The sequence below is a fragment of the Dactylosporangium sp. CA-139114 genome, assembly GCF_050955725.1.
Classification (GTDB): Bacteria; Actinomycetota; Actinomycetes; order Mycobacteriales; family Micromonosporaceae; genus Dactylosporangium.
This window is the reverse complement of sequence record NZ_CP192080.1, coordinates 5,501,558-5,518,406: the sequence shown is the minus strand read 5'-3', so window position 1 is coordinate 5,518,406 and position 16,849 is coordinate 5,501,558. Positions and strand designations below refer to the sequence as shown.

Here is a 16,849-nt window from a genome sequence, read left to right as displayed (position 1 = left end):
GGGGCTCAGCCGATCAGGTCGTGGACGATGGCGGTGACCTCCGCAAGGCGGCTGTCGGCCCGGCGGCGCTGGTGGCGAATCCACTGCTTGCCCTCGGCGGCGACGCCCTCCAGCACGTTGAGCGTGTGCGGGAGGCCCGAGGCGTCCATGGCGACCGCCGACAACGTCCAGGGATCCTCGCCCGGCTGCAGCGACTCGTCGCTCGCCTCGGTCACCGCGACCCGGATGGGCTCGCCGTTGACGAGGGTGAGTTCGAAGGTCTGCTGCGCCCTGGCCAGACCGTCGATGCGAACCGCGGCGACTGCGTCGAACCGGTAGTTGAGCCGCTGGGTCCGTGCGGATGTGCCGTGGACGAAGTCGAGGTCGATGTCGACCTGCCGCACGCCGTCGTCGGTCAGCAGGAACAACAGCAGCCGGTAGCGGGTGTACCGCCACGGGCCGCCGGTCACTCGGGCTCGCCGGTAGGAGCGGCCCGGCGCCTCGATGAAGGCGTGCGCGATCACCTGGCTGGGCCGCAGCCGGTACTGCCGCATCGTCTCGTCCACGAGGACCTTCCGATCACACTCCAGCCATGCGGCGACCTGGGCGTCGGATGGCCGCCGGGAGAGCCTCAACTGCCAGCGCTCGTACGCCGCCCACCGGGCCGCGAGTTCCGACTGCTGCTCCTGCGCATCGGCCCGCGCCCGCCGGAACTCGCCGGCGATCCGGAACCCGGCCCCCGGACCGGCGGCCGCGCACAGGATCGCGAGCAGGACCGACAGCGACCCGGTCACCGGGGCCGCGACCACGGCGGCCGGCGCGACCGTGAGGCCGGCAATGACGGCACCCACCAGTCCCGCGACGCACACCGCCCTGGTCAGCGGGGCCGGCCGCAGCGTCGCACGGTAGGCCGTCAGGGTGCCGTTCTCCCATCGGCGCCGGACGTCGCCGACGAGGTACCGGATCAGCCAGGCGATCCGGTCGGCCTTCACCGGCTGCTCGCGGTAGATCTCGACCAGCTCGTCGCGCAGCTGCCGGCGGATCCCGGCGGTCGCCTCCTCCCAGTCGGATCGGGTGGCGCCGCGGGGCACGTACCGGCTGAAGTACCGGTCGAAGGCGCGATCGACGCTGCGGGTGAAGCTGTTGCCGGCCTCACGGGGCTCGCGGGGGCGCGGCGGCTGGCGCAGCGCGGCGTCCTTGGCGCGTCGCCGGGTCGTGTGGAAGTGCCAGTCGGCGCCGGCGTACAGCGCCGCCGCGGCCGACACGACGAACACCACGAGGGCGAGCAGCGCCACGACGTCGCCGCTGCGCACCGCCTGCCGCCCGATCGTGCCGACTGCGACCGCCAGGCCGACGGAGCAGGCACCGGCACGGATCCAGTCGCCGGGCGCGGGGGCCGCTGGGCGGGGTGGACGCGCGCGTGGCGGCGCCGGTTTCGGCTGGAAGAAGGTCCAGGCACGGCCCTCGCGATCACGGGCCATCCGCTCGTCGGTGGCCCGCTGGACCGAGCGGTGCCACAGCTGGTCCTCCAGGGGGCCCTCGAGCAGCAGGCTGAGGTGGTCGAGAATCTTGTTGCGCTGTGCCGGTCCGAGGCTGTCCAGCTCCTTGACCACGAGGTCGGTCGCCGCGGCGCCGATCGAGTCGAGCAGGCGCAGGAGGGCCCGCAGCCCGGCCGTCCACTCGTCGGAGCCGCCCAGGTGGGGGATGCCTTCGCAGATCGCGGCGAGGCGGGTGAGCTCCTCGGGGCCGAGCTGGCGCAGCGTGCGCCCGCTGAGCAGGGCGAGCAGCCGGTGGAAGCGCACCTCATCGGTCTCGTACCCGCGGGTGATCGCCGCCTCGATGTGTTGGAGGGCCTGGGCGGGGATGCGGGCGTCGAGGTACCAGACGCCCTTGCGGAACCAGTTCTCGGCCGGCGCGTCCGGTGCGAGTTGATAGACGGTGATGTCGCCGTGCACCACCTCCGCCTGGACGCCGACGGTCGCGTCATCCTGGGCGATGTTCGCGGTCATGTGAGGCTCCGGACCGCGGCGATGAGCGCGGCCACCCCGGCGGCGAGCTCGGCGACCTCAGCCACCAGTCCGCCGAGGCGCCGCAGCGTGACGAGTAGGGTGCTGCGGCTGTCGGGGTTGTGATCGTGGACGCACTCGCCGGCGATCTTGAGTTCGGCCTCGGCCGCGGCGTGGGTGGGGCCGTCGAGTCGGCCGTCGTGGAAGGCCTGCAGGACGCGCTGGCGCAGTCCAGCGATCCCTGCCGCGAGATCGGCGGCGGGCGCGGGGGCTGCGCTGATGGTGATGCCGCCGTACACCTGGCCGGCCTGCACGCCGACGCGCGCGTTCCCGGTGGCGATGTTGGTGTTGGTCGTCTCCATGCCCGGGTGCTCCGTTCGGTGGTTGGTCGAGGTCGGTCCGGCGGCCCGGTCGGCGATGAGCTCCGCGGCGAGCGCCGTGGCGAACGCGGCGGCGTGGGTGGCGGCGCGGGGCTGCCACGACTGCCCATCCGAGGTCGTCTTCGTGCCGTCGGCGCGGTCGCTAATGCCGCGCACGACGACGACCGGCAGGGAGCCGTTGAGGTGGCCGGCCTGCGCCACGCCTGCGGCTTCCATCTCGATCGCGAGTGCGTCGTTGTAGTGCTGACGGACCCAGCGGGCCTGTTCGGAGACCGCCGAGTCGTGCACGATCTCGCCCGCGGCGATGGGGCCGAAGTGCACGGCCGGGACGGGGCCGGCAGGCAGGCCGGTCGCCCATCCGCCGGTGCGGATCAGGTGCTGCGCGATCTGGCCGGCGCCGTGCGGGACCTCCCAGGCGCGCGGGCGGGCCTTGAGTCCGTCGTCTTCACTGGTCCCGCCGTGGTAGGCGTAGATCTGCGATCCGACGACGACGTCGCCGAGGCGGATGCTCGGCCACAGCCCGCCCGCGACGCCAGCGAAGAGCACCGCGATCGGGTCGAACGCGGTCACGGCCCGTTCGGCGAGGACCGCGGCCGGATGGTTTCCCTTGCCGACGAGGCCGAGCGCGACGCGACCGCCGCCGTGCAGCCGGCCGATCTCGAAGCGTGTTCCTGCCGAGTGCCGGTGGACCCGCGGGTTGTCGAGCCGCGCCCGGACCGCGTCGTACTCGAGGTTCATCGCAGTGAGCACGACGACCAGGTCGGCGCTCATGCCCGGACCGCCGTCGCGGCCGGCCGGATGATCGGGGGATGGAGCCGGGAGCGGGGTCCGGGGCGGAACAGCCGGGCCGGGCGGCCGACGCCGGCGCTGCGCATCGGGCCGGCCGGGACGATGAACCCGTCGGCCCCCTGGACCTTGCGGTAGAAGTTGCGGCCGTCGAGCCGTACGTCCCACACCGCCTCGTACACCTCCTGCAGCTCGGCGATCGTGAACGTCGGGCCGCAGAACGCGGTGGCCAGTGCGGTGTGCTCCAGCTTCCCGCGGGCGCGTTCGACGCCGTCGCCGATGATCTGGCGATGGTCGAACGCCACCGGTGCGGCGCCGCCGAGGATGCGGTCGACCGGTGCCCAGGACGCGCCCGAGGCGTCAGTGCCGGCGGTCGGTTCGGGCAGGCGCGGGGCGATCGCCAGGTAGGCGACGGACACGACCCGGCCCCGCGGGTCCCGGCCGGGCGTCGCGTACACCCCGAGCTGCTCGAGGTGCAGCCGCTGCGCGTCGAGGTCGGCCTCCTCGCGCAGCTCGCGCCGCGCGGCCGGCAGCAGGTCCTCCTGGTCGTGGGCGAGGAAGCCGCCCGGCAGGGCCATTGCGCCGCGGTGGGGTTCGATGCCGCGCTCGACGAGCAGCACGCTGAGCCGGGTGCCGTGCAGGGTCAGGATGACCAGGTCCACCGCGAGCAGGACGGCCGGCGGCCGCCAATCATCGTGAGGCATGGATGGACCGTAGCCTTACTGTCAATCCGACGTAAAGTCCGTCGACTCCGCTTTCGCACGATGCGCGAAAGCGCCGCTACGGTCGGCCACGAGACGGCGATGGAAACGGTGGGGGCCGGCCTCACACCAGGCGGAGCTGGCCTCCGGCGCGGGCGGCCGGGCCCAGGTCGCCCGCGCGGTGGTGGCGCCGGCACAGCACCTGGTAGTGCACGTCCGCGGCCACCACGTCGTCGGCCGTGGTGTCGCCGATCACCACCTGGTCGCCCTCGCGGGCGATGGCCCCGTCCACGACCCGGGCGTTGAGGGTGCCGCTGCGCCCGCACCAGCACAGGACCTCGACCTGGACCTTCGTCACCTCGTCGGCCAGCTCGAACAGGCGCTGCGCGGCCGGGAACAGGCACGTGCGGAAGTCGGTGGCGAGGCCGAACGCGTACACGTCGACGTCCGAGTTGTCGACCAGGTCCGCCAGCTGCTCGATCTGCTCGACGGTGTAGAAGCTCGCCTCGTCGCAGATGAGGTAGTCGACGCGGATGCCGCGGGCCCAGCGGTCGCGGACCAGGGTGCGCAGGTCCAGCCCGGCCACGTCGACGGCGTCCTTGCCCAGGCCGATGCGCGTGGACAGCCGGCCCGGGCCCGCCCGGTCGATGGTCGTGAGGACCATGCCGTGGCGGCCCTGCCGGGCGTGGTTGTAGTCCATCTGCAGCGCGAGGGTGGATTTGCCGCAGTCCATCGGGCCGTAGAAGAACTTCAGCCGGCCCCCGCGTCGTGTGCGGGAGTCACCAGCGGCGAAACAGACGGTCGGGTCGGCGTCGGTTGGCGTCACGGCGCAGAAGCCTACTGGTTCGCCTTCTCGTCGATGTCCCGTAGGAGGGCCGCCACCTCGGCGTGTTCGGTGACACCCATCGCCTCGTACAGCTCCGCCGCCGTCTGCAGCCGCTGCCGCGACAGCCGCGGGTCGCTCGTGCACAGGCCGAGGCCGTGGTAGGCGCGGGCCTGCTCGTAGCGGTACCCGGCCCGCATCGCCCGCTCCAGGGCCCGCGCGTACTCGGCCTTGGCCTCGTCGAGCCGGCCCACCGCCAGCAGCCCGGCGCCGTGGTTGCTCGCGGCCAGGCAGGCGATGTGCGGGTCGAGGTGCGCCGAGTCGCGGGCGGCCAGCGCCAGCAGCTCCAGCGCCTCCTCGGTGCGGCCCAGCGCGACGAGACTCACCCCCAGGTAGCTGCGCGCCTCGCAGATCACCGCCATCCCCAGCTCCGGCAGGATCCGCTTGACGGTCCAGCGCAGCAGCAGCTCGGCGAGGTGGTGCTGGCCGAGCGCCTGGCGGATCACGGCGAGCTCGATGGCGCCGTTGAACGCCAGCTGCGCGTTGGAGGCCCGCCCGGCGGCCAGGGTCCGGCGGGCGGCGGTGAGCGCCTCGCCGGTGCGCCCGCGCAGCCGCAGGATCGTGGTGAGCGTCGTCCACTGCCCGCCGTAGACGATCACCTCGGCCGGGTAGATCGCCTGCAGCGAGTGCTCCAGCAGCTCGAGGGACTCGGTGAGGCGGCCGGCGAACTGGTAGACGGCGGCGAGGTTGGAACGCGCCCGGGCGCCCCATGTCGGGTGTTCGGCGATGAGCAGCAGGTGCCGGGCCGCGTTGTTCTGGTCGCCCTCGCGGGCGTAGGCCGACGCGAGATAGTTGTGGGTCATCGCGATCAGGCCGTCGTCGGCGAGGGCCTCGGCCGCGGCCAGGGCCCGGCGGTGCAGGTCGATGGAGACGTCGTTCATCGAGTTGCGGAAGAGGTACCCCCACATCGCCCTCGGCAGCAGGCACGTGTGCCGGTGCCGGCCGAGCCGGTCGGCGAGCTGGGTGACCGCGATCAGGTTCCCGATCTCCAGGTCGAGCCAGCGGCGGGTGCTGGCGAGGTCGGCGAAGCGGGGCACCCACGGGTGCACCTCGCCGACGTCGATCGCGCCGCGGGCCCGTCCGCCCTCCCAGGACCGGGTCGCCGCGGCCGCCCCCTGCAGGTAGAAGTCGAGCATCCGGTCGGTGGCCGCGTCCCGTTCGGGGTCCTCGGCGGCCAGCTGCGCGGCGTACTCCCGCAGCAGGTCGTGCAGCCGGAACCGGCCGGCGACGGGCTCGATGAGCAGGTGGGCGTCGACGAGCCGGCCCAGCAGCTCGTCGGCGTCGCGGATCGGCAGGTCGGCCAGGGCCGCGGCGGCCCGCACCGCGAACTCGCCCGACGGGTGCAGGCCCGTGAGCCGGAACAGCCGGGCGGCGGCGGCGTCGAGGGCGCGGTACGACAGCTCGAACGCGGCGTGCGGGGACCGCCCGTCGACGGTGAGGTCGATCGGGGCCGGGTTGGCCTGCCGGAGCCGGTCGGCGAGGTCGGCGACGCTCCACGACGGCCGGTGCGCGAGCCGGGCCGCGGCCAGCCGCAGCGCCAGCGGCAGCCCGCCGCAGAGCCGCACGACGTCGGCGACGGCCCGCGGGTCCTCCTCGGCCCGCCCGCCGATGACGGTCGTCACGAACCGGACCGCGTCGCCGTCGTCGAGCACGTCGAGGGAGACGCTGTGCGCGCCGTCGAGCCCGCCGAGGCGCCGCCGGCTCGTGATGAGCACGAGGCTCGCCGACGCGCCGGGCAGCAGCGGGGTGACCTGGGCCGGGTCGGCGGCGTTGTCGAGCACGACGAGGATCCGGCGCTGGGCGAGCTCGCTGCGCCACCGGGCGACCCGCTCGTCGGGGTCGGCGGGGATGCGCTCCGGGTCGAGGCCGAGGTGGCGCAGCAGCAGCCCGACCGCGTCGTGCGGGGCCAGCGGCGGGCGCTCGCCGTGCGCGCGCAGGTCGACGAAGAGCCGCCCGTCGGGGTAGCGGTCGGCGACGAGGTGCGCGACGTGCACGGCGAGGCTGGTCTTGCCGACGCCGGCCATCCCGTCGACGGTGAGCACCACGGGCACGTCGTCGCGGCCGGGCCGGGCGGCGCGCACCAGCCGGTCGACGAGGTCGTCGCGGCCGGAGAAGTCGGCGATGTCGCGGGGGAGCGTCCACGGGGTCGGCACGGGCAGGGCGCGGGGCGCCTGAGTGGCCGTGCGCTCGCTGGGCGCCATCCCGAGCAGGGCGGGCGGGCGTTGCTTGACGGCGGGTGGGGGTTGCAGCAGCCCCCGGTACAACTCCTGCAACGCCGCGCTCGGGGCGAGCCCCAGCTGCTCGTCGAGGGCCTCGGCGAGGCGCAGGTAGACCGCGATCGCGTCGGCGGTGCGCCCGACGCGGGCCAGGGCGCTCATGAGCTGCCCGTGCAGGCGCTCCCGCAGCGGGTGCTGCTCGGCGAGCCCGGTCAGCTGGCTGATCAGCTCGGCCTGCAGCCCCAGCTGCAGCTCGACGTCGAGGCAGTCCTCCAGCGCGCTGTTGTGCCGCTCCTCGAGGGCGACGGCGGCGGCCTGGACGCCGGGGCTGTCGACGCCGGCGAGGGCCGGGCCGCGCCACAGGTCGAGGGCGTCGCGCAGGTGTTTGCGGGCGGCCTGCAGCTCCCCGGCGGCCATCGCGGCCCGCCCGTCGGCGACGAGCTGGGCGAAGACGAGCGTGTCGAGCTCGTCGGGCTCGACGACGGCCCGGTAGCCGGCGGTGTCGGTCTGGATCGCGCCGGGCAGCTGCCGGCGCAGCCGGGACACGCAGGTGTGCAGCTGGGCGCGGGCGGTGGCGGGGGCGGCGTCGCCCCAGACGGCATCGACGAGCCGGGGCAGCGTGACGACCCGGTTCGGCTGCAGCAGCAGCATGACCAGCAGGACCCGGTCGCGGGTCGCGGAGATCTCCAGCCGCCGGCCGGCGACCTCGACCTCCAGCGGACCGAGCAGCCGGTAACGCACGACCGAACAGTAACGCAGGGTGTCACGTACACGACACCCGCCAGTCAGGAGCCCGTCAGAGCTTGGCCGGCGGCGTGTTGCCGGAGGCGACGATCGCGCGGCGGATCGGCACGAACAGCAGCACCACGAACCCGGCGACGAAGAACACCACGAGCGCGATGATCGCGACGCGGTAGCTGCGGGTCAGGTCGTAGGCGAGGCCGAACGCGAGCGGGCCGAGCCAGCTGGTGCCCTTGTCGGAGATCTCGTAGATGCCGAAGTACTCGCCCTCCTTGCCTTTCGGGATCAGCTGCGAGAACAGCGACCGCGACAGGGCCTGGCTGCCGCCGAGGACGAGGCCGATCCCGCCGCCGAGGATGACGAACGGCACCGCCTGCCCGGCCGGCAGGAAGAACGCCACGACGATGACGACGGTCCACAGCACCAGGCTGACCAGGATCGTCTTCCACGCGCCGATGGCCTTGGCGAGCCGGCCCAGCAGCAGCGCCCCGGCGAAGGCCAGGAACTGCACCATGAGGATCGTGGGCACCAGGACGCCGTCGGAGAGCTTGAGCTCCTCGGTGCCGTACTGGCTGGCCAGCGAGATGACGGTCTGGATGCCGTCGTTGTAGATGAGGTACGCGACGAGGAAGAACAGCGTGAGCGGGTACGCCCGCAGCCCCTTGAGCGTGCCCCACAGCTGCTTGAAGCCGTCGGTGAGCGGGTTGCCGCGCACGGCGCCGAGGTGCTCGTCGGCGACGGGCCGGTTGCGCAGGGCCAGCAGCGGGATCGTGGTGAAGCCGGCCCACCAGACGCCGGCGGAGACGATGCTGTACCGCGCCACCTCCCCGGTCGTCATGCCGAGGTCGGCCTTGAACAGGACCGCGATGACGTTGAGCAGCAGCAGGGTGCCGCCGCCGAGGTAGCCCCACGCCCAGCCGAAGCTGGAGACCTTGTCCCGCTCCTGCTCGTCGGCGATCTGGGGCAGGAACGAGTTGTAGACGACGACGGAGGCGCCGAAGGTGATGTTCGCCAGCAGGAACAGCCCGGCGCCGAGCAGGTACCGGTCGCCGGTGAGGAACAGCATCGCGGCCGTGGCCGCGGCGCCGATGTACGCGAACAGCGCCAGGAGCTGCTTCTTGCGCGGCGACCGGTCGGCGATCGCGCCCACGACCGGCAGGACGAACACGGTCAGCAGCACCGACAGCGACACCGTGTACGGAAACAGGGAGCCGGGGGCGATCGCGATGCCCAGGGGGTGGATCGCGGCGTCGTCCGGGCAGCCGGCGTCGGGGCACTTCGCCGCGGTCTCGGCGATGGCGGTCAGGTAGGGGCCGAGGAAGACGGTCACGACCGTGGTCTGGAACGCGGAGTTGGCCCAGTCGTAGAAGTACCAGCCGACCCGTTCACGGCGGGAGCTGAGCTCCACAGTGGACCCGCCGGTGGAACCGTCCTGGACCCGCGTCACGGCCAGATGCCTCGCTTCACGTAGACGTCACGCAACACCTCGATGTGATCGGTCATGATGCCATCTACGCCGAGGTCGAGGAAGTGGGCGATTTCCGCCGGGTCGTCGATGGTCCACAGGTGCACCCGCAGTCCCACGCGGTGGCAGTAGTCCACGAACTTGCCGGTGGCCAGGGTGATGCGGCCGTACCGCGGCGGGATCTGCACCGCCACGACGCTCTCGGCCGGGGTGTAGCGGCGGCCGACCTGGTAGGCGGCGAACAGCCCGGCGACCTCGCGCATGCCCATGGAGGTCGCGACGGCCGGCCCGGCCAGCCGGCGGATGCGGCGCAGCCGGGCGGACGAGAACGACGCCAGCAGCACCCGCTCGTGGGCCTTGAGCCGCTCCACGACCTCCAGCGTCGGGTGTACCGCCTGCTCGGTCTTGGTGTCGATGTTGAACCGGATGTCCGGGTAGGCGTCGAGGACCTCGTCGAGGCGGGGCACCGCGGCGGCGCCGCCGACGCGTTCGCTGCGCAGGTCCGTCCACCGTAAGTCGATCATCCGACCCGGACGTCCCAGGAGCCGCTCGAGCGTGTCATCGTGGAACACGACCGCGACCCCGTCGGCGGTGGCGTGCGTGTCGGTCTCGATATAGCGGTATCCGAGCTCGACGGCACGGGCGAACGCCGCTGTCGTGTTCTCGTCACCGGCTGCTGCCCCGCCACGGTGGGCGAAGCCCAGCGGTCCTGGGGCGTCGAGGTAGGGCACCTGCTTCACGCGGCCAGTATGCAGCGGTCTTCGGTCAACTTTGCGCAACGGCGGGTTACGGCAGGCTTGACGGCCGACGCAGAGCGCGCAACGGCAAAGGTAGGGTGACGCACATGCGCGTGCTCGGCATCGACTTCGGCACGTCGAACACGGTCGCGATGGTCCGCACGCCCGACGCGCGGATGCGACCGCTGCTGTTCGACGGTTCCCCCTTGCTGCCCTCTGCCCTGTACTTCAACACCGACGGGAAGGTCCTGGTCGGGCGGGACGCCGAGCGGAACGCCCGGCTCGACCCGGCCCGGTTCGAGCCGAACCCGAAGCGGCGCATCGACGACGGCGAGGTGTTCATCGGCGACCACCCGATGCCCGTGCCGCGGCTGTTCGCACACGTGTTGTCGCAGGTGAACGAGGAGGCCCGCCGGCAACTGGGCGCGGCCCCGGACGAGGTGCGCCTCACGCACCCGGCCCGGTGGGGCGAGCGGCGCCGGTCGCTGCTGCTGGAGGCGACCCGGATCGCCGGGCTGGGCACCCCGGCCCGGCCCGCGCGGCTGATCGCCGAGCCGGTCGGCGCGGCGTCGTACTTCACCGCCGTGCTCGGCTCGGCCGTGCCGGTCGGGCGCAGCCTGGCCATCTACGACCTCGGCGGCGGCACGTTCGACGCGACCGTGGTCCGCCGCACCCAGTCCGGGTTCGAGGTCCTCGCCGAGGACGGTCTCGCCGACGTCGGCGGCCTCGACTTCGACCACGCGATCGTCGAGCACCTCGGCAAGACGTACTCCGAGAGCCACGCCGCGAAGTGGGCGGCGCTGGCCAACCCGACCGACGCCTCGGACCGGCGGCTGCGGCGGATGCTCTACGAGGACGTGCGCGGCGCGAAGGAGATGCTGTCGCGGACCGCGTCCACCGACATCCACCTCCCGTCGATGGAGATCGACGCGCACCTGACCCGCGAGGAGCTCGAGACCCTCGTCAAGCCCTACCTGGAGCGCACGGTGGCGTGCCTGCGCCGGGCGATCGACTCGGCGCGGCTGCAGCCGAAGGACCTCGTCGGCATCTTCCTCGTCGGCGGCTCGTCGCGCATCCCGCTCGCGGCGCACCTCATCCACACCGAGCTCGGTGTGGCCCCGACGACCCTGGAGCAGCCGGAGACGGTCGTGGTCGAGGGGGCGCTGTGCATCGGCGCCGCGGTGCCGCCGGTCGGCACCTCGGGCACCCCGCGCACCATCACCCCGCCGCCGCCGCAGCAGCGGCCGATGCCGCAGCACACGCCGGTGTCGAGCGTGCCGGTCTCCCCGGCGGTCCGTCAGCCGGTGGTGCCGCAGGTGCAGCAGCGGCCGCCGGTCACCGCGCCGCCCGTGGTGCAGCGCCCGCCGGTGCAGCAGCCCGTGGCCCCGCAGCCGGTGTTCCGGCCCCAGCCGCAGCCGGTCGTGCAGCAGCCCGTCGTCCCGGCGCGCCCGGGGCCGTTCCCGCCGCAGGCCGCCCGGCCGGCCCCGGCGCAGCAGGACGAGGCGACCGAGCGCAACTGGATCGCCGTGATCGTGGTGGTCCTGATCCTGGTCGCGATCCTGTTCGTGATCCTGCTCTGGACCGCGCTCGGCTAGGGTCCGGCAACCACAACGCGGCATCGGTACCTTCCGCAGGTACCGATGCCGCGTTGGTGTCTGCGGGTGCTACTGCGGGGCCCAGTAGGTCGCGAGGCTGCTCGTGGCCGGGTCCTCGGAGCCCAGCAGCATGCTCCACGGGTCGGTGCCGGGCGGGACGTCGAGGTGGGCGTAGTCGGCCAGCCCCGCGGGCTCGGCCGGGCCGTGGTGCTCCACGGCCGGGTCGAACGCCGCGGACAGGTTGTGGTCGGGTCCGCCGAGCACGTCGGCGTCGGTCCACGGGAAGCCGTCGACGGGCTCGGGCGGGTCCTGCAGGTGCAGCTCCTCGGGGAACTGCACCTCGTGCCAGGCCGGGTCGTCGGCGGACGCGTCGACGTCGGGGTCGGCGCCGAACGCGGTCTCGTGCTGGTCGTGGCCCGTGTCGTGCTGGTCGCCGTAGTCGGGCTGCCCGTCGCTGAGGTGCGCCGGCGCGGCGTCCTCGGCCTGGACCTCCGCCTGGGTCTCGGCCTGGACCTCGTCGTGGCCGCCGAGGTCGTCGTGGCCCTCGTTGCCGTCGTGGCCGCCGTGGGCGTCGTGCAGCGACTCGTCGTACTCGGCCGTCGCGTGCTCGGTGCCGAGCGGCTCCTCGAGGTCGGAGCCGTCGCCGAGGTGATGGCCGGGCCCGCTCAGGTCGTGCTCGTCCCCGCCATAGCCGGCGTGGCCGGCGTCGAACCCGGCGCCGTAGTCCTCGGAGAAGTCGCCGTGCAGGTCGTGCCCGGCGTCCCCGCCCAGGTCAGCGGTGTCGGCGGAGTCGTCGCCGTCCGACCATTCCCAGTGCCCGTCCATCGGTCAGCCCCCTACGCCTCGGCGGCCTCGGCGCTCGCATCGGCCGGCCCGGCGGGCGTGAGCGCGCGGATGCGCACCAGCACCTCGTCGACCTGCTTGATGCGGGCACGGAGCCCTTCCCGTTCGGTGTTCAGCGCGGCCTTGCGCTTGGCGCGCTCGGCCTTGTCCTCGGCCAGCGACTTGTCGATGTTCGCGATGTGGGCGTCGAGCTGCTTGAGCCGCCGCTCGATCGCCTCGTCGAGGGCGAGGGTCAGCGCGTACTGCAGGTCGGTGAACCGGTTCATGATCTCGTCCGACAGGGCGGCGCGGGCCTCGCCGAGGACCTCCCGCAGCCAGGTGCGGGCCTGGACCTTGTCGGCCATGCTCTTGCGCTTGAAGATCATGTAGGCGCCGGCGGCGAGGCCGAGGCCGACACCGACGACGGGCAGCACGAGCCCGGCCCCGGCCAGGCCGATCGCGCCGAGCGCGCTGGCGCCGCCGATCATGCCGGGCACGCGGGCGGCCATCATCGCCATGCCGGCCGAGGACATGACGACCATCGCGCCCTCGCCGGACTGCTCGCGGCGCGGCTTGGTGCCCAGGGCGTGCCGCAGCCGCGCGTTGAGCCCGCGCAGCACGTGCTGCAGCTCGTTGGGGTGGAACACCTGCGCCAGGACGCGCTCGCCGACCTTGCGGAAGCGGAACTCGAGGTCGTGCGAGAGCCGGACGCTCAGCGCGTACAGCGCCTTGTCCACCTCGGCGGGCAGCTCCTGCATGTCGCCGCGGCCGCCCTTGTCGATCTTCTCCATGAACTGTTCCTGCAGCTGCGTGATGTAGTTGCGCAGCCGCGAGGTGGCCTCGACGCGGGCCCGCTGGGTCTCCGTGGACAGCGCCAGGGACCACTGCCGCGACTCGGTGCGCTTGCGGGTGGCGACCTGCGCGCGCTCCTCCTTGGCCCGTTCGAAGTCGGCCGGGTCCGGGTCGGTGGCCTTCATCCGGTCGCCCAGCTCCTGGTCGAAGCGGATGTACTCCGAGCGGATGCTGCGCAGCACGTTGGCCTGCTGCAGCAGGTGGCCCTTGGAGGCCAGGTCGATCAGGGCGTGCTGGAGCTCGGCGATGCGCGACTCGCGGATCAGCTCGCCCTGGGCCTCCTTGGGCATCTGCATCGCCAGCTCGGCCAGCCGCGCCGACACCGGATACCACGGCGCGGAGGCGAACCGGGGCGCGTGGGTCTGCAGCTGCCCCTTGTTGTCGTCGAGGATCTTGCGCCAGCCGGGGTAGGCGTCGACCTTCGTCAGCGCGAACAGCACGAAGTTGACCTTCTTGCTGGCCTCGATGAGGAAGTTCATCTCCGGCTTGGAGAACGGGCTGGAGGAGTCCACGACGAACAGCAGCGCCGTGGCCTTCTCGACCGCGTCCATGGCGACCTCGGCGTGCATCGAGTCGAGGCCGCCGGTGCCGGGCGTGTCGATGAGCGTCAGATACTGCAGCAGCGGCGCGGAGTGCTGGATCTCGATGCGCCGCGGCGGGCGCATCCCGTCGGGCAGCCGGCCCATCACCGTGCCCCAGTCGCGCAGGTCGCCCAGGCCGATCGGCACCGGGTCCTCGCGGCCGGGGATGTAGGCGCGGGCGCCGTGCTGCGCGTTGTGCATGAACTCGAGGTAGGACGCGGTGGCCACGGCGGCGTCGACCGGGGACAGGTTCGGCACGCCGATGAGCATGTTCGTCAGCGAGCTCTTGCCGCGCTTGGTCTCGCCGACCACGACGATCTTCGGCCGCTGCACGTCGCGGCGGCGCTCGGTGTCGATGTCGGCGGCCGCGTCCGGGTCGATCTTGCGCAGGTAGGCGAGGCTGCCCTCGACGCCGGCCTTGAGCAGCTTGCCCAGCGCCGCGGTCTGGTCGGCGGGCTTCTTCGGCGCCGCGCCGGCGGGTGCGTTGGGAGTCTGGGTCATCGTGGCTGCTCTCTGCGCGGCTGCTGCGTGGTGTGCTGACTGGGCTGCGGGACGGTCGGGTGCGCCCCGGTCGGGCCGCCGGCCGAGGTGGCGCGCCCGACCGTCGGGTGGGCTCCGGTGGCGCCGCCGGCGCTGCGGCCCGACTGGTACACGGTGACGATCGGGGCCCGCAGGACGCGCCCGTCGCGGTCGACGTAGCCGGGGACCTCGACGCCGGAGATCTGCCCGCTGAGGTTCGGGTCGTTGGTCGGGGTGGTGCCGCCGGCCTCGTGGTGGGCCGGGTCGAACCGCACCCCGGTCGGCTCCAGGACGGTGACGCCGGCCTCGTGCAGCGCGGCGCCGAGCCGGTCGCCGAGGGCCTTGCTGGTGACCCGGTCCCGCACGTAGATGGTGGCCTGCACCAGCGCCCGCCGGTCGGCTTCGGACTGCCCGCCGCCGCGGCCGGGCGGGGCCGACACCGGGGCGGTGGCCCCGCCGGAGCCCCGGGAGGACAGCAGGAGCAGCAGGAGCAGGGCCGCGCCGACGAACAGGGTGCCGGCGAAGGCGACGAGGGCCGGCTTCAGGCCGAACGTCTCCTGCGCGGTGCACGCCTGCGTGGTGATGGACTGGGCCTGCTGCGTCTTGCCGTCGGGCTGCTGCGGGGTGCCGCCGCCGCCCTTGATCGCGTCGCCGACCGCGTCGCTGACCGCGCCTCCGCCCTCGGCTTTCTGCGGGGCGGCGGCGCCGAAGGTCTGGGCGGGGCAGTTCGGCGCGCCGCCGACCAGGCCGGTCGCCGCGCCGGTGAGCACCGCGATGACGAGCGCCACGGCGACCGCGAGCAGGCGCAGGCTGTTGGAGGACATCTTCGGCTCCTGGGGGTGGGGGCCTCGGCTATTGGCCGTGCTGACCATAGTGCTGTTCCCGTGATTATCGGACATTTGCCCCTCCGCCGCGGATGCGCTGGGAGAGCAGGTAGAAGCCGCGGTGCGCGACGAGCGCGACCCGGGACTGCGACGGGCTCGCGCCGGCCACGGCGTAGGCGCGCCAGCGGGTGGCGGCGTCCAGCGCGGCGCGGACCATCGAGTCGCGGTCGGCCTGGGGCAGGTTCAGGATCCAGCTCGGGTCGTTGGACAGCGCGAGGCGGGTCAGCTCGCCCTCCATCTGGTCGGGCAGGTCGACCGCGCCGGTGGTGACGAGCTGGGCGACCTCCAGCAGCCGCAGCCGGTGCGACTCGGGCTGCTGCAGCACCCGCTCGATCGCGTCGCGCAGCAGCTCCCGGTCGTGGGGGCGCTCGGCGTGGCTGGCGATCTTCTCGAGGCTCGACAGCGCCCACCCGGCCTTGATGGCGTCGGTGCGCCACCGGAACGCGTGGTCGAGGGTCTGGCGCAGCCGCGGGAACCCGGAGGCCTGGAACAGCATCCGCACGAGCTCGCCGGTGGCCAGGGTCGGCTTGGCGACCAGCTGGGCGATGGCGAAGCTGATGCCGTAGAGGTCCAGCAGGCGCAGGAGCCGCTCGCGGGACTCGCGGGTGACCGGGCACTCGCGGGTCGTGAACAGGTCGACGGAGGCCAGCAGCACGGTCCGCTCGCCCTGGGGGAGCGCGGCGAGCTGGCGCAGGGCCTCGCAGTCGGCGGCGGTGAGCCGGCCGGCCTCGGTGGTCTCGGCGAGGAGGCCTACGACCGGCACGACATCGGAGACGACCCGGCGCAGGACCTTCGACTGGTCGTTGGCCAGCGGCGCGACGATCGGCCAGGGGTCCTGCCCGCCGCCGGCGAGCTTGTCGACCTTGTTGAACAGCCCGAGGGAGTTGATCGGGTTGCTCGACAGGCGCGCGGAGATGGACCGGAACGCCTCCAGGGCCTGCACGTCGTCCTCGCGGACCGACTGCGTGAACACGTAGATGATGGCCTCGGCACCGGACAGCGCCCCGGCGGAGTCGGAGTCCAGGTCGTCGTCGATCGGGGCCTCGGAGAACAGGAACCGGCGCGCCTGGTCCGACACGGACGTGTTGGCGCTGGACAGGCCGGGCGTGTCCACGACGGTCAGGTCGCGCAGGTGGTCGCTGGTGAGCGTGACGTCGACGTAGGCGACCTCGTGGCGGGCGACGCCGAGCCGCTGGGGGATCATGCCGGCCTCGTCGAGCGGGAGGCTGACCCGGGCGCCGTTGCGCTTGACCACGTCGACGCGGTCGGAGGTGCCGTAGCGGAACTGCGTGACGATGCGCGTGCACTCGCCGACCTCGGTCGGCGCGACCCGCCGGCCGATGAGCGCGTTGACGAGCGTGGACTTGCCGGACTTGAGGCGGCCGGCGATCGCGACCCGCAGCGGCTCGCCCAGCCGCCGGCGCACGTCGACCACCTGGGCCTGGGCGGCGCCGCCGAGGCGGTTGCCGACCTCGGCGCACAGGTCGCCGACGCGGGAGCTCAGGGGTCCTGGAGCCACGGTGTCAGCTCCGCTTCGACGTCGGGCACAGACTGATCACCGACTGCGCGAGGCCGGTGGGTTCAGCCACAATGCCGACGTACCCTCGGGTGTCCAAGGGGTGGACCTCGCTCATTATTCGCTCCTGGGTGCAATCAGTACCGTCATGTCACGCACGTACGGCACACACATTACGAATATCCT

General features: G+C 73.2%; 12 protein-coding genes. 1 reads left to right on the top strand and 11 read right to left on the bottom strand.

Features of this window, described 5'->3' with window-relative positions:
• Positions 1-5: 5 nt before the first annotated feature.
• The 7 genes from ACQP2P_RS24195 to ACQP2P_RS24165 all read right to left on the bottom strand — a co-directional run bounded on the left by ACQP2P_RS24195 (position 6) and on the right by ACQP2P_RS24165 (position 9,897).
• Positions 6-1,988 (bottom strand): hypothetical protein, encoded by a 1,983-nt coding sequence (locus tag ACQP2P_RS24195; protein ID WP_433604271.1) that lies wholly within the window; start codon positions 1,986-1,988, stop codon positions 6-8.
• Positions 1,985-3,136, bottom strand: coding sequence for a purine phosphorylase (locus ACQP2P_RS24190; RefSeq protein ID WP_433604269.1), 1,152 nt, complete (start codon positions 3,134-3,136; stop codon positions 1,985-1,987). Before ACQP2P_RS24190 ends, ACQP2P_RS24195 begins: the two co-directional genes overlap by 4 nt.
• Positions 3,133-3,855, bottom strand: a complete 723-nt coding sequence (locus ACQP2P_RS24185; RefSeq protein ID WP_433604267.1) for an NUDIX hydrolase — start codon at positions 3,853-3,855, stop codon at positions 3,133-3,135. The genes ACQP2P_RS24190 and ACQP2P_RS24185 overlap by 4 nt, the downstream gene beginning before the upstream one ends.
• 121 nt (positions 3,856-3,976) lie before the next feature.
• The gene (locus ACQP2P_RS24180) at positions 3,977-4,678 is read right to left on the bottom strand and encodes a thymidine kinase (protein ID WP_433604265.1); all 702 of its coding nucleotides are present in this window, start codon (positions 4,676-4,678) and stop codon (positions 3,977-3,979) included.
• An 11-nt stretch (positions 4,679-4,689) separates the two neighbouring features.
• Entirely contained in the window at positions 4,690-7,692 is a 3,003-nt protein-coding gene (locus tag ACQP2P_RS24175) for an AfsR/SARP family transcriptional regulator (RefSeq protein WP_433604263.1), read from the bottom strand.
• A gap of 55 nt (positions 7,693-7,747) precedes the next feature.
• Positions 7,748-9,145, bottom strand: coding sequence for an MFS transporter (locus ACQP2P_RS24170; RefSeq protein WP_433619237.1), 1,398 nt, complete (start codon positions 9,143-9,145; stop codon positions 7,748-7,750).
• On the bottom strand, positions 9,136-9,897 hold the full coding sequence (locus ACQP2P_RS24165; protein WP_433604260.1) for a glycerophosphodiester phosphodiesterase family protein: 762 nt from the start codon (positions 9,895-9,897) through the stop codon (positions 9,136-9,138). The genes ACQP2P_RS24170 and ACQP2P_RS24165 overlap by 10 nt, the downstream gene beginning before the upstream one ends.
• Positions 9,898-10,001: 104 nt before the next feature.
• Between ACQP2P_RS24165 and ACQP2P_RS24160 the strand changes: the two genes are divergently transcribed.
• Positions 10,002-11,489 carry an Hsp70 family protein gene (locus ACQP2P_RS24160; RefSeq protein ID WP_433604258.1) on the top strand — a complete coding sequence of 496 codons (1,488 nt, stop codon included), beginning with the start codon at positions 10,002-10,004 and terminating at the stop codon, positions 11,487-11,489.
• Positions 11,490-11,558: 69 nt separating this feature from the next.
• On the opposite strand, the gene ACQP2P_RS24155 is transcribed toward ACQP2P_RS24160, so the two are convergent.
• The 4 genes from ACQP2P_RS24155 to ACQP2P_RS24140 all read right to left on the bottom strand — a co-directional run bounded on the left by ACQP2P_RS24155 (position 11,559) and on the right by ACQP2P_RS24140 (position 16,666).
• On the bottom strand, positions 11,559-12,314 hold the full coding sequence (locus ACQP2P_RS24155) for a hypothetical protein (RefSeq protein ID WP_433604256.1): 756 nt from the start codon (positions 12,312-12,314) through the stop codon (positions 11,559-11,561).
• Between the two features lie 11 nt (positions 12,315-12,325).
• Positions 12,326-14,245 (bottom strand): dynamin family protein, encoded by a 1,920-nt coding sequence (locus tag ACQP2P_RS24150; protein ID WP_433604254.1) that lies wholly within the window; start codon positions 14,243-14,245, stop codon positions 12,326-12,328.
• On the bottom strand, positions 14,242-15,087 hold the full coding sequence (locus tag ACQP2P_RS24145; protein WP_433604252.1) for a nucleotide exchange factor GrpE: 846 nt from the start codon (positions 15,085-15,087) through the stop codon (positions 14,242-14,244). Before ACQP2P_RS24145 ends, ACQP2P_RS24150 begins: the two co-directional genes overlap by 4 nt.
• 64 nt (positions 15,088-15,151) lie before the next feature.
• The gene (locus ACQP2P_RS24140; RefSeq protein WP_433072826.1) at positions 15,152-16,666 is read right to left on the bottom strand and encodes a dynamin family protein; all 1,515 of its coding nucleotides are present in this window, start codon (positions 16,664-16,666) and stop codon (positions 15,152-15,154) included.
• Positions 16,667-16,849: the final 183 nt, after the last annotated feature.